The 12,709-nt window shown below is 63.3% G+C and carries 12 protein-coding genes; 3 read left to right on the forward strand and 9 right to left on the reverse strand.

Annotated features, from left to right (window positions below; all coding sequences use genetic code 11):
- Positions 1 to 9 precede the first annotated feature (9 nt).
- Positions 10 to 1,125 carry an NADH:flavin oxidoreductase/NADH oxidase gene (locus tag ACFPN5_RS11665; RefSeq protein ID WP_379783357.1) on the forward strand — a complete coding sequence of 372 codons (1,116 nt, stop codon included), beginning with the start codon at positions 10 to 12 and terminating at the stop codon, positions 1,123 to 1,125.
- A gap of 11 nt (positions 1,126 to 1,136) precedes the next feature.
- Here ACFPN5_RS11665 and ACFPN5_RS11670 read toward each other — a convergent pair whose 3' ends face one another.
- Positions 1,137 to 1,820 carry a ferredoxin reductase domain-containing protein gene (locus ACFPN5_RS11670; RefSeq protein ID WP_379783359.1) on the reverse strand — a complete coding sequence of 228 codons (684 nt, stop codon included), beginning with the start codon at positions 1,818 to 1,820 and terminating at the stop codon, positions 1,137 to 1,139.
- A gap of 113 nt (positions 1,821 to 1,933) precedes the next feature.
- Positions 1,934 to 2,401: an RrF2 family transcriptional regulator gene (locus ACFPN5_RS11675; protein ID WP_379783361.1), complete on the reverse strand. Its 468-nt coding sequence runs from the start codon at positions 2,399 to 2,401 to the stop codon at positions 1,934 to 1,936.
- 193 nt (positions 2,402 to 2,594) lie between these two features.
- Between ACFPN5_RS11675 and ACFPN5_RS11680 the strand changes: the two genes are divergently transcribed.
- Positions 2,595 to 4,061 (forward strand): APC family permease, encoded by a 1,467-nt coding sequence (locus ACFPN5_RS11680; RefSeq protein ID WP_379783363.1) that lies wholly within the window; start codon positions 2,595 to 2,597, stop codon positions 4,059 to 4,061.
- A 101-nt stretch (positions 4,062 to 4,162) separates the two neighbouring features.
- Here the strand turns inward: ACFPN5_RS11680 and ACFPN5_RS11685 are convergent, their stop codons facing one another.
- The 4 genes from ACFPN5_RS11685 to ACFPN5_RS11700 form a co-directional block, all read right to left on the reverse strand.
- On the reverse strand, positions 4,163 to 5,113 hold the full coding sequence (locus ACFPN5_RS11685; RefSeq protein ID WP_379783365.1) for a PGN_0703 family putative restriction endonuclease: 951 nt from the start codon (positions 5,111 to 5,113) through the stop codon (positions 4,163 to 4,165).
- 57 nt (positions 5,114 to 5,170) lie between these two features.
- Positions 5,171 to 7,330: a S46 family peptidase gene (locus ACFPN5_RS11690; RefSeq protein ID WP_379783367.1), complete on the reverse strand. Its 2,160-nt coding sequence runs from the start codon at positions 7,328 to 7,330 to the stop codon at positions 5,171 to 5,173.
- A gap of 109 nt (positions 7,331 to 7,439) precedes the next feature.
- Complete coding sequence (locus tag ACFPN5_RS11695; RefSeq protein WP_379783369.1) at positions 7,440 to 8,717, reverse strand: phospholipase D-like domain-containing protein; 1,278 nt, start codon at positions 8,715 to 8,717, stop codon at positions 7,440 to 7,442.
- A gap of 70 nt (positions 8,718 to 8,787) precedes the next feature.
- Positions 8,788 to 9,057, reverse strand: coding sequence for a GlsB/YeaQ/YmgE family stress response membrane protein (locus ACFPN5_RS11700; RefSeq protein ID WP_211526581.1), 270 nt, complete (start codon positions 9,055 to 9,057; stop codon positions 8,788 to 8,790).
- A 297-nt stretch (positions 9,058 to 9,354) separates the two neighbouring features.
- Here ACFPN5_RS11700 and ACFPN5_RS11705 point away from each other — a divergent pair, with 297 nt between their 5' ends.
- The gene (locus ACFPN5_RS11705; protein ID WP_379783372.1) at positions 9,355 to 10,851 is read left to right on the forward strand and encodes a hypothetical protein; all 1,497 of its coding nucleotides are present in this window, start codon (positions 9,355 to 9,357) and stop codon (positions 10,849 to 10,851) included.
- Positions 10,852 to 10,935: 84 nt separating this feature from the next.
- Here ACFPN5_RS11705 and ACFPN5_RS11710 read toward each other — a convergent pair whose 3' ends face one another.
- The 3 genes from ACFPN5_RS11710 to ACFPN5_RS11720 are packed head-to-tail and all read right to left on the reverse strand — an operon-like array spanning position 10,936 to position 12,635.
- Complete coding sequence (locus tag ACFPN5_RS11710; protein WP_379783374.1) at positions 10,936 to 11,505, reverse strand: YceI family protein; 570 nt, start codon at positions 11,503 to 11,505, stop codon at positions 10,936 to 10,938.
- A 24-nt stretch (positions 11,506 to 11,529) separates the two neighbouring features.
- Positions 11,530 to 12,093: a YceI family protein gene (locus ACFPN5_RS11715; protein ID WP_379783376.1), complete on the reverse strand. Its 564-nt coding sequence runs from the start codon at positions 12,091 to 12,093 to the stop codon at positions 11,530 to 11,532.
- 8 nt (positions 12,094 to 12,101) lie between these two features.
- The gene (locus ACFPN5_RS11720; RefSeq protein ID WP_379783378.1) at positions 12,102 to 12,635 is read right to left on the reverse strand and encodes a cytochrome b; all 534 of its coding nucleotides are present in this window, start codon (positions 12,633 to 12,635) and stop codon (positions 12,102 to 12,104) included.
- Between the last annotated feature and the right edge of the window lie 74 nt (positions 12,636 to 12,709).

Here is a 12,709-nt window from a genome sequence, read left to right on the forward strand (position 1 = left end):
AAAGCCCCCATGAGCATGCTGTTCACCCCCTACCAACTCGGCCCGCTGGCGCTGTCGAACCGCATCGCCATCGCGCCGATGTGCCAGTACTCGGCCGATGAGGGCCATGCCACCGACTGGCACATGATCCACCTTGGCCAACTCGCCCTGTCGGGCGCGGCGCTCCTGATCATCGAGGCCACCGCCGTCACCCCGGAAGGCCGCATCTCGCCGGACGACCTGGGCCTGTGGTCCGACGCGCATCTCGCGTCATTACAACCGGTCATCGCCGCGATCCGCCGCCATTCGCCGATCAAGGTCGCAATCCAGCTCGCGCATGCCGGCCGCAAGGCGTCGAGCGCGTCGCCGTGGCTGGGCGGCGCCAACATCGCGCCGGATGAACCGCGCGGCTGGCAGACCGTGGCGCCTTCGAGCGTAGCGCATGCCGAAGGCGAGACCGTGCCGCTGGCACTCGATGCGGACGGCCTGCAGCGCATCAGGCAGGGTTTCGTCGACGCCGCCGTGCGCTCGCAGGAGCTGGGCCTGGACGCCATCGAACTGCACGGCGCCCACGGCTACCTGCTGCACCAATTCCTGTCGCCGCTGTCGAACCGGCGCGCGGACGAGTATGGCGGCTCGCTGGAAAACCGCATGCGCTTCCCGCTCGAGGTGTTCGCCGCCGTGCGGGCGGCGCTGCCGTCGTCGATGAGCCTGGGCATGCGCATTTCGGCGACCGACTGGGTCGACGGCGGCTGGGAGATTGAACAGAGCGTGCGCTTTGCCCGCGAGCTGGAAAAACTCGGATGCCACTTCATCCACGTGTCGAGCGGCGGCGTATCGCCGGCGCAGAAGATCCCGGTCGGCGCCGGCTACCAGATCGCTTTCGCAGAGCGCATCAAGCGTGAAACAAGCATGCCGACGATCGGCGTCGGCCTGATCACCGAGCCGCAGCAGGCCGAGCACATCCTGCAATCGGGCCAGGCCGACATGGTCGCCCTGGCGCGCGCCATGCTCTACAACCCGCGTTGGCCCTGGCACGCCGCCGCCGAACTCGGCGCGCAGGTGGACGCGCCGCCGCAATACTGGCGCTCGCAGCCGCACCAGCACAAGCACCTGTTTGGCGATACGAAGCTCGGTCAGCGCTAAGGGTAGAAACCTTACAGCAAATGGTCCAGCAAATCCGGCCCGAACACCTCGCGGTGCAGGCGGGGGGCAGGCACGCCCGCGGCCAGCAGCGCCAGCCACTGCGCCTGCATGAACTTCAGCGGGCCGCACAGCCAGACGTCGGTCTGCTCCAGGTCCCATGCCGGCAGGCGGGCGATGTCCATGCGCCCGGCCAGCACGCCGGCAGGGGCATCTGCGCCGACGTCCTCATGGAACGTCACCACATGCAGGTTCGGCATCGTTGCCTGGGCGGCGGCGACGTCGTCCTGCAGCGGGTGATGGCGCGCGTCGCGTGCGGCGTAGGCGAAGATCACCTGGCGCTCGGGATGGACCATGGCGATGCGGTTCAGGGTCGACACCATCGGGGTGATCCCGACGCCGGCCGCCAGCAGCACGACCGGCGCATCCGACTCGGTATCCGGCGTGAATTCGCCGAACGGATGCGTTACCTGCAGCACGCTGCCCACGGTGACGTTCGCATGGATCCAGTTCGACACTTCGCCGGCCGGTGCCGCGTCTAACGCATCCTCGCGCGCATCTTCACGTTTAACCGAAATGCGCAGGCTGTCCTTGCCCGCCGCGTCGGACAGGCTGTACTGGCGCAACTGGTGGCGCCCGTCGGGCAGGTCGACCGCGACGCTGACGTACTGGCTCGCGCAGGACCGGGACGCTGGCATCGATGTACGGACGGGAAGCGGCGGAAATCATGGTGTGTTCCTCAGTTTATGCATTTTAAATGCAGGTTTGCAGTTCAAAAAAACGCCCGCATGGGGCGATCGTCAGAGCCGGCTCAGGCTGCCGTGCCGGCCGTCGTTCCACTCCAAAACATCTGGTGCATCCGGACGATCTGCTCGCCGGTTCCGCCTTCGGTCATCCGGGCCAGCGTGTAGCGGTCCAGCTCCTGATAGAAGGCGCGCATGCCGGCTTGCAAAGCGCCGCGCAGCTGGCAATCGAGGCTCAGGGCGCATTTCGTCCCGGCGCAGTCGACCAGTTCGTCCTCGCCTTCCAGTTCGCGCAGCACCTGGCCCACCGTCAGCACATGGGGATCGGCGGCCAGGCGCAGGCCGCCATTGCGGCCGCGCATGGCGCGTACCCAGCCGGCGCGAGCCAGGTGGCCGACGACTTTCACCAGGTGGTTCAGCGGTATGTCGAACTGTGCGCCGATCTCGGCGACGGTCACCGGATGCGGGCGTTCGCCGGCGCGCTCGAGGTAAATCAGGACGCGCAGGCCAATGTCGGAAAAGCGGGTCAGGCGCATGGGATGCCATTGGAAGAGAACAGAAATATTCTAGCTCAAATAATACGCATAGGAAATGCATATTTAGCGAAAACTATTTTCTCAACGGCAGCCGAAGCGCCCCGAAGCACCCTATAATCGCGAGCTTTGGCGGCGCGTTTGCTCAACCGTCTGCCCAGCCATCTCTCTATAAAGCGCGACAAAGGACACCTCCGTGAATTTGACACTGGGCCAAAAGCTGTTCCGTACCAAATCGGCCGAACGAGCGCATGAAGACAGCCATGCCCATGGCGGCGGCCTGACCCGCTCGCTGGGCCTGTTCCCGTTGACGATGATCGGCGTCGGCGCCACCGTCGGCACCGGCATTTTCTTCACGATGGTTGAAGCGGTGCCGAAGGCCGGCCCGGCCGTCATTCTGTCGTTCCTGATCGCGGCGCTGACCGCCGGCCTGACCGCGCTGTGCTACGCCGAACTGGCCGGACGCGTGCCCGCCTCGGGCTCTTCCTACTCGTTCGCCTACGCCACCGTCGGCGAATTCGCCGCCTTCATCGTCGCCGCCTGCCTGCTGCTGGAATATGGGCTGGCCGGCAGCGCGGTGGCGATCGGCTGGTCCGATTACCTGAACAACTTCCTGCAAAACGCCTTCGGCTGGGAGATCCCGGCCCACCTGCGCTCGCCGATGTTCGTGTCGGACCACAGCAACCTCACTGTTCAGTCCGGAAACTTCAACCTGCCCCCGGTGCTGTTGATCATCATGTGCTGCTTCCTGCTGGTGCGCGGCGCCAAGGAATCGGCCACGACGAATGCGGTCATGGTGGTGATCAAGCTGGCGATCCTGGCCTTCTTTGCCGCGATTGCCTTTTCCGGTTTCGACGCCAACAATTTCACCCCTTTCTTCAATACCGACGACAGCAAGGGCTTTGCCGGCATGGCGGGCGTCACGGCCGCCGCGGGCACGGTGTTCTTCTCGTTCATCGGCTTGGACACCATCGCCACCGCCGGCGAAGAAGTGAAGGACCCGCGCCGCAACGTGCCGATCGGCATCCTGATGGCGCTGGTCATCGTCACCGTGTTCTACCTGCTGGTCGCCCTGGCGGCGATGGGCGCGCAGCCCGCACACCTGTTCGAAGGGCAAGAGGCTGGCCTGTCGGTGATCCTGCAAAACGTGACCGGCCAGGCCTGGCCGGCGCTCGTGCTGTCGGCCGGCGCCGTGGTGTCGGTGTTCTCGGTGACGCTGGTGACGATCTACGGCCAGACGCGCATCCTGTACGCCATCAGCCGCGACGGCCTGATCCCGAAAACCTTCCAGAAGGTCAACCCCCGCACCGGCGCACCGGTATCGAACACGGTCATCGTCTGCGTGGTCGTCGGTCTGATCGCCGGCCTGGTCGACTCGACCTTCTTGTGGGACATGGTCAGCATGGGCACGCTGACCGCCTTCATCGTGGTCTCGATCGCGGTGCCGGTGATCCGCGCCAAGCAGGGGCCCAATGCCGAAGTCGGTTTCCGCGTGCCCTTCGGGCCCTACGTGATCCCGGGTCTGTCGGTCCTCGCCTGCCTGTACATCATGAAGGATTTGCCGCTGGCGACTTACCGCGTGTTCATCATCTGGATGGCGGCGGCGGTGGCGACCTATTTCCTGTACAGCGTGCGGCATAGCAGGCTGAACAAGAAGGGCTGATGCAGAGTATGCAATAACGAAAACGCCGCGCTTGACGCGGCGTTTTTGTGTCGCGAGCCTGTTGCGGGCTACTGACCGTTCGACGAGAACCGGATTGCGCGCTATCGGCTGAGGAAATAACGATCGCGCAAGTAGGCAATATAGTCGCGATCCTGCTCGCAAGAGTTGTTCGCCATGGCGCCGAACAGAGTCTGGTAAGTCCGGGAGTCGAAGCGGATTTCATCCGCGACCATTGCCGAAAACCGCCCGATCTCGTCGCGATGGGCCGCACCTTCCTTGCCCTGGCTGTCGAAGTAGAGGTATTGCAGGCTGAACTGTCCAGGCAGCGCCGTGGCGAGGCCGAGCGCGTGCTTGAGTAGTTGGGGCGCGTCCAGCCACTGGAAGCGCTCCTTGCCTGCCTGGATGGCCTCAGCGAGTTGCTGGCAGCGGGGAAGGCAACGGCTGCGCCATACAGGATTGGCTTCTGGGAAATACGCGGGCCTGAACACGTCCTCCCCGGTCGACTTCGGCGTCATCCATTCGGTGAACTTGCTCTCGACACCAATCGTAAAGCCAGATTCAAGGTGCAGGGCGATGTCCAGATTCGGAGGATTGCCGCCGAGGCCGGTCGGATACTGGCGCTCGAAGGCCATCGCGCGGATGGGGTCCTGCCGCCCAAGTCGTGCAAGGCCCAGGGCGGTCCCGAGCGGGGCAGGGTCGCGCATGCTCCAGTAGTCGAAGACGTTCACGGCCAGCGCGGCGGACGAGTGCAGTGCCTTCATTTTGGCAGGACGCAGGGCGGTGTCGGCCAGTTCGGAACCGCTGCCGCGTTTGAAGCCCGCGAGCGCCACGGCCGACAGCGGCTGCAACAGGTTCGCTTCAATCGAATCCAGGTAGCCGCGCGAATCGATGCTTTTTGCGTGACCTTGGGCCCACTCCCTCTGGCGCCCGAGGACAATGCTCTTGCCTGATTGTTGCAGCATATCGCTCCCTGTTTTTTCTTCTGGCAGTGTGCAAATTGATGCTCGAGTGTAGCGCTTCTCAGCCGTGCCGGGCAGGCGAAAAAAAGCCACGCGCCTTCCGGCAGCGTGGCTTTTTCGCTTCGAGGAGGCGCAGGGCGCCTCAGCCGATTACTGAACGTTCATTTCCTTCAGCAGGTTATCCGCCTTGTCCACATGTTTCATGTTCCACAGCATGTAACGGACATCGACCTGGATGTCGCGGGTATTTGCCGCATTGAAATCCCAGTCCGAGATGATCGAGTCCAGGGTGCCATCGAAGGCCAGGCCGATCAGCTCGCCGCGCTTGTTCAGCGCTGCCGAACCGGAGTTGCCGCCGGTGATGTCGAGCGTTGCCAGGTAGTTCACCGGCACCGTCTTCAGTTGCGGGTCGACGTACTTGCCGAAGTCCTTGGCCTTGATCGCAGCGAGCTGGGCGGTTGGGGCGTTGAACTCGCCTTCGCCGGTGTGCTTCGCAACCACGCCTTTGACGGTGGTGAACGCGGTCCACGAACCGGTGCCGTCGGCGCCGTGTTCACGGCCGGCGATCTTGCCGAAGGTCACGCGCAGGGTGCCGTTCGCGTCCGGGTAGACGGCCTGGCCCTTGCTGTTCATGTAGGCGATCTTCGCCTTCATGTAGCCGGAGTACGACTTCTGGATCTTGCCGCCGAGTTCTTCCTCTTTGGCTTCGTTCTTCAGGTCGGCGTCATACATGGAGACGGCAGCCTTGATGAAGGCGTCGTTGCTGGCCTTGAATTCGGCCGGCGACTTTTTGAGCCACGCGGTGCGCGCTTCCTTGTTGGCCAGGGTCGAGCCGGCGTAGGCCTTGTCGAGCGCGGCCTTCAGTTCGTCCTGGCTCATGCCGGCACGGATGCCGAGGGCGGCGTTGAAGGCGGCGTCCTGCTCGGCCACCGGCTGGGCCAGGTACTTGGCGAGGAAGTGCTGCACCAGGGCCTTGTCGACCTTTTCGTCATAGGTGCGGTCTTGGCCGGTGATGACCGAGGTCAGGCGCGCCATGTCGCGTTCCTGGTAGCCCGACTTGCGCTGCGCGTCCGGTTTGGTGCGCTCGTTGGCCAGGCGGTACAGCGTCTGTGCCGAGCCCAGGAAACGTGGTTGCATGTAGCTGGCGTAGAAGCTCTTCCTGGCCTTGCTGTCGCGCTCGGCGATCAGCTTTTCGACGGCCTCGATGTCGGCGCCGAACTGCTTCTTGCGGGCCGTGTCGCCGTTGACCCAGGCCTTCATCGCATTGTGTTCGGCCGTCTTGCGCGCCAGGAAGTCGCTGTTCTCGTACGAGGTCAGCATGCCCTTGCGGTTCTTGTAGTAGTTGTTGACGTTCGCGACCTGGCCAGCGTACTTCAGCTTGGCAGCCGGATCGTTCTTGGTCTCGCGCTCGATGATCGACAGGACGTCGGCCGAGGCCTGCACGAACGCCGGGTAGTTCCATTCGAAGGTGGATGCCACTTCCGACGGCAGGCGGTGGCGGTTGGTACGGCCAGGGTAGCCCAGGACCATGATGAAATCGCCTTCCTTCGAGCCTTCAGCCGCCACTTTCAGGTGGTGCTTCGGCACGTAGGGAACGTTGTCGGTCGAGTAGTCGGCGGCCTTGCCGTCTTTCGACACGTAGGCGCGGTAGAAACCGTAGTCGCCGGTATGGCGCGGCCACATCCAGTTGTCGGTGTCGCCACCGAATTTACCCACGCCCGACGGCGGCGCGTGCACCAGTCGCACGTCGCGGATTTCCAGCTGCTTCAGGCGATAGAACTCGAGGCCGCCGTAGTAGCTGGCCACGGTGCAGCGGTAGCCCGGGGTCTTTTCGCAGGCTGCAACCATTTCCTTCTGGTTCTTTTCGATCGCGTCGATGCGTGCCTTGCCGGTCAGCTTCGCCACTTTGGCGTCGATGATCTGGTCGGTGACGTTCGCCACTTCCTCGGTCACGAACACGCGGCTGCCAGGCGAGGCCGGCACTTCTTCAGCAAAGGTCTTGGCCAGGAAACCGTTTGCCAGCAGGTCGCGCTGCGGGGTCGAGTTGACGGCGATGCTGTTGTAGACGCAGTGGTGATTCGTGACCACCAGGCCCTGCGGCGACACGAACGAGGCCGAGCAGCCGCCCAGGCTGACGATTGCGCCCATCGGGAATTCGGTCAGTTTGGTCAGCGTTGCCGGGTCGAGTTCGAGGCCGGCGGCCTTCAGTTGCTGGGCTACTTGTGGCAGCTGCTGCGGCATCCACATGCCTTCGTCCGCTTGTGCGGCGAAGCTGGTGAAGATGGCCAGCGAGAGGAGAGTCTTTTTCATTCGCGATCGATCAGGAAATTTATCGGAAACACCGGGCTCGAAAAGAGCATCCCGAGAGTATCCGTAATCCGCTGTCGGCTCGTCAACCGTTATTTCCTATGCCGTCTGCTTAAAGCTGCGAACCGAACAGAGAGAAGAATTCGCCGCTCAATTTTTCCGTCCACGGACGGTTTTGCCAGGTTGCCAGCGTCATCCGGCGCGCGCGGCGCCAGTCGTCTTCGAACACGGCGACCTGGACGCGCGCGAAATCGGCGTCGAGCACGTTCAGGTTCGCTTCGTCGTTGATGCTGAACGAGCGGTTGTCGAAATTGGTCGAGCCGACCGACACCATCAGCGCGTCGACGATCAGCGCCTTCACGTGGTACATCGTCGGCTGGTATTCGGCGATCTGGACCCCGGCTTCGAGCAGGCGGCCCCAGCGCTCGCGCGAGGCCTGGCGTACCACTTCAGCGTCGATTTTCGTGCCCGGCGTGATGATGCGTACCCGCACGCCCCGTTTGGCGGCCGCAACCAGGGCGCGGATGGCCAGCTCGTCCGGCACGAAATACGAGGCCGACAGGTCGATCGACTCGCGCGCGGCGGTAATGGCCAGCAAATACATCAGGTGCATGCTGGCGCTGCCCCCGGTCGGGGAGCTGGAAAACATTTGCGCCGGCATCGTGCCGCGGGCGACGAGGGGCGGGAAATACAGCGCGCCGTCGAGCACCTTGCCGGTCGCCTTGGTCCAGTTGTCGGTGAAGACCGCCTGCATCTGGCCGACGACCGGGCCTTCGATGCGGAAATGGGTGTCGCGCCAGTGCTTTTCGTCCTGGGCATTGCCGCGCCACTGGTCGGCAATGCCGACCCCGCCCGTGAAGCCGACTGCGCCGTCGACGATCAGGAGCTTGCGGTGGGTGCGGTTGTTCAGGCGCGCCAGTTTCCACCAGGTCGGCTTGTGGTAGCGCTGGACCTGCACGCCGGCGTCGCGCATCTTCTGGAGGGCGGCGTCGTCCATCTTCATGCTGCCGACGAAGTCGAGCATCAGGTGGACTTTCACGCCGGCGCGGGCGCGTTCGCACAGCGCATCGGAAAATTCGTGGCCGATCGATTCGGACCAATAAATATAGGTTTCAAAGGTGATGCTTTTCTGCGCGCCACGAATAGCGGCGAGCATCGCCGGGAAGATCTGGTCGCCGTTGAGCAGTGCCTCGACGCGGTTGCCCTCGATGATGGGGGGGCCGAGCAGCACGCCCATCGAGCGCCGGAACTGGGCGTCGTGCACGTCGTACTGGCGAATTAATTGGGTCTCGATCTGCTTCTCGCTCGGCATGAAATTGAGCGCAAGAAAACCAACGACGAGCGTCAAGATGCTGGTGGAAATTGAAACGGCGATGGTATTGGCACGCATGGGTATGTCCGGGCGAAAAAAAACCAACGCATGAAAGCGTTGGTTTTATGTAGGGCAGTCCAACTTATTATTAGCGAACGCGGCCGCGACGCAGCAGGTTCACGATAGCCAGCAGGATGACAGCGCCCAGGAACGAGACCAGCAGCGAGGAGACGCTGAAGTCATCGGAATTGATGGTGCCGGAACCAAACAGCGGGGAAAGCAGCCAGCCGCCCAGGAAGGCGCCAACGATACCAACCACGATGTTCAAGATCATACCTTGCTCAGCATCCGTCTTCATGACCATGCTTGCGAGCCAGCCCAGGATACCACCGACGACGATCCAGATAATGAATAGCATTTTGATTCCTCCTCAAGTTAAAAAAAACCTACCCGAGGCCAATTGATTGCTGTGGCCATGTGAAAAAGTCTACGGAACCTCAACCCATCGGGTCGGTGCGGCAACGAACGTTAGACGACGAATCAGTGCATGACGTTCCGCAAACATTTTTTTGCATTAGAAGTTGCTATTTTGGAATGTCCTGAAGTGAGTGCGGCACCGTACAGAAGAGCGTGTCCGGGGGGCATATTGTTCGACCACTGGCAACCTACTGTTGCAAGACCTGAATGCCATAACGACCTTTGAAAGGGATACATCATGAGCTACGATTCCAACAATACCCAGAATTCGCGTATGGTCACCGGCCTGTTCCCGGACCGTGCCAGCGCAGAGCGCGCTTACGGCGCCGTCTCGGAGCGTGGTTACAGCAAGGACGACGTCAACCTGATGATGGCTGATGAGACCCGCAAGACCCACTTTGCAGATACCGATACGGAACTGGGCAGCAAGGCCGCCGAAGGCGCTGGCATTGGCGCCGGCATCGGCGGCACCATCGGCGCCGTCCTGGCAGGCATCGCCGCCGTCGGCACCACCCTCGTGCTGCCTGGCGTTGGCCTGGTCGTAGCGGGTCCCCTGGCAGCAGCCCTGGCCGGCGCCGGCGCCGGCGGCCTGACCGGTGGCCTGATCGGCGCCCTGATCGGCGCCGGCATCCCTGAAGAGCGTGCCCAGCACTATGAAGCCGGCATCAAGCAGGGCGGCATCCTGATGGGCGTGAATGCCCGTTCGGATGAAGATGCTGCCCATATCGAGCGTTCGTGGACCGAACACGGTGGCTCGCACGTGATCGGCACCGGCGTCGGCGCGGTCGGCGGTGCACTGGCCGGTGCCGCCATCGGCTCCGCAGCCGGTCCGATCGGTACCATCGCTGGCGCCGCCATCGGCGGTGTCACTGGCGGCATGGCCGGCAAGGGCGTGGGCGAAGTCGTCAACCCGAAAGCCGGTGACGACCTGAACGAACACCACCTGGCCAAGGGCGTCGGCGCCGGCACCGGTGCAGCGACTGGCGCGGCGCTGGGCGCCGTGGGCGGCCCGATCGGCATGGCTGCGGGCGCCGTTGTCGGTGGCCTGGCGGGCGGCGCTGCCGGCCGTGGCGCTGGCGAAGTCGTGAACCCGAAGGGCAACGACGACCTGAACGACCATAATCTGGCGCAAGGTGTCGGCGCTGGCGGCGGTGCGCTGGCTGGTGCATCGGTCGGCGCCGTCGGCGGCCCGATCGGCATGGCTGCGGGCGCCGTGATCGGCGGCCTGGCGGGCGGTGCTGCAGGCAAGGGTGCTGGCGAAGTCGTCAACTCGAAGCCGGACGACGAGCGCAGCGACCATAACCTCGCCAAAGGTGTTGGCGCCGGCGGCGGAGCGCTGGCTGGTGCATCGGTTGGCGCCGTGGGCGGCCCGATCGGCGCGGTCGTGGGTGCGGGCATCGGCGCCGCAGTCGGCGGCATGGCCGGCAAGGGTGTCGGCGGCATGGTCAACCCTGCGCAGGAAGACGCGCACTGGCGCAATACGTACCAGACCCAGTCGCACTACACGCCGGGTTACACCTACGACGACTACCAGCCGGCCTATGCGCTGGGCTACAACGGCAAGAGCCGTTACCCAGGCAGCTACGACCAGAACGAGTCGCACCTGTCGGACGAGTGGAACACCACCAAGGGTAACTCGCGCCTGTCGTGGGACCAGGCCAAGATGGCCAGCCGCGCGGCCTGGGACAAGGTCGAGCGCGCCATTCCGGGCGACTCGGACCGTGACGGCAAGTAATTCGGCGTCGCAAGAGAGGTAAAAAAAGCCCCGCTGCCGAAAGGTAGCGGGGCTTTTTTCTTTATGGCGGGGATGCCGAAAAGCTTATTGCTTGACGGCTTCCACCTGGATCGCCAGCTTGACTTCCGGCGAGAAGCGCGGCAGGCCGAAGGTGACGCCGTAGTCGCTGCGCTGGAAGGTGGCCGACGCATCGGCGCCGCAGACTTCGCGCTTGAGCATCGGGTGGTCGATGCACTTGAATTTGTTGATGGTCAGCGTCAGCGGCTTGGTGACGCCGTGCAGGGTGAAATCGCCGTCGACGGCCACCGGGGTGTCGCCGTTGAAGCGCACTTTATTGCCCTTGAAAGTGGCGGTCGGGTATTTGGCGACGTCGAAAATGTCCGGCTTTTTAGCGTGCTCGTTCATCTTCTGGTGGCCGAAATCGACGCTGTTCATGTCGATCGTGATGTCGACACTGCCGCTTTTCGCCGCGCGGTCGAGCACGACGGTGCCGCTGGTCTTGGTGAACTTGCCGCGCCAGACCGAAATGCCCATGTGGTCGGCTTCGAAGCTCGGGTAAGTGTGGTTCGGCTCGATCTGGTAGGTATCGGCGGCAGCGCAGGCGAAGCTGGCGCTGGTGGCAAGCGTGGCGGCGATTAGGAACTTGAATTTCATAGGGTACATCCCTTGGTTAATGAGTTATTTACCCGCGGTGACGCGGAATTTGATGACAACTTCGTCGGCGACCATGCTCGTGTCTTTCCACTCGCCTTCGCCGATATTAAAAGCCAGCCGTCGAATCGGCAACTGTCCTTCGAACACTTGTTTTCCGGCTTCGGATCTGACCGTCAGTGGAAAACTGACGTCGGCAACCCGTCCCTTGAGCGTCAGCTTGCCGGCGACGTTCAGTTTGCCGGGGCCGGCAGCCTTGATCGAGGTCGACGTGAAGCTCGCTTTTGGGAACTGTGCCGTATTAAACCACTCCTTCTTGGCAACTTCCCGATTGTATTCGGCGTCGCCGAGGTCGATGCTGGCCGTCGTGATGTCGACGGTCGCTTTCGACGCTTCCGGGCGCGCGGCGTCGTAATCGATGTTGGCCGTAAAGGTTTTGAATTTCGCTTCGACCGGCACGTTCATTTGCTTGAACACGGCGGCGACGCCGCTTTTGGCCGGATCGGTCTTGAGCGGGACGGCGCCGGCGATGGGGCTGGCAAATGCGCTGGCGAGCAGCGCTGCGGCGGAGAGCAGGTGCAGGGTTTTCATCGATTTCCTTATTTAGAGAACGGCAGCATGCGTCCCATGATGCCGTCGCGGTCGACCAGCAGGTGCTTGAACGCGGCCAGCACGTGCAGGGCCACGAGACCTGCCAGGCCCATGTTGAGCCAGTAGTGCAGGGCGCCGAGCACGGGTTTCAGGGCAGGGTCGGCGTCGATCAGGACCGGCAGCGGGAACAGGCCGAAATACACGACCGGCACGCCGGCCGCCAGGCTGTAGAAATAACCCGACAGGGGAACGGCAAACATCATGACATACAACAGGCCATGCAACAGGTGCGCGGCGCGGCCCTGCCAGGGCGCCACCGTGTCGGGGTAGGCGGGCGGGCTGCGGCGCAGGCGCCACAGCAGTCGCAGCGCGGCCAGCGCCAGGACTGTTACCCCGGCCCATTTATGCCACGAAAAATAACGCAGCTTGGTCGGCGTCAGGCCGGGGATGTCCGTCATCACCAGGCCAAGCGTGAATGTGGCGACGATCAGGAGGGCGATCAGCCAATGCAAGGCGATGGCGATGGAAGAGTAGCGCTGCATAATGGCCCGATGGTGTACTTGGTACTGACTAGAACAAAACTATAACAAAAAAGAACGAACGGCGCTCACCGGAC

The organism is Massilia niabensis, from assembly GCF_042655085.1.
Lineage (GTDB): Bacteria > Pseudomonadota > Gammaproteobacteria > Burkholderiales > Burkholderiaceae_D > Telluria > Telluria niabensis.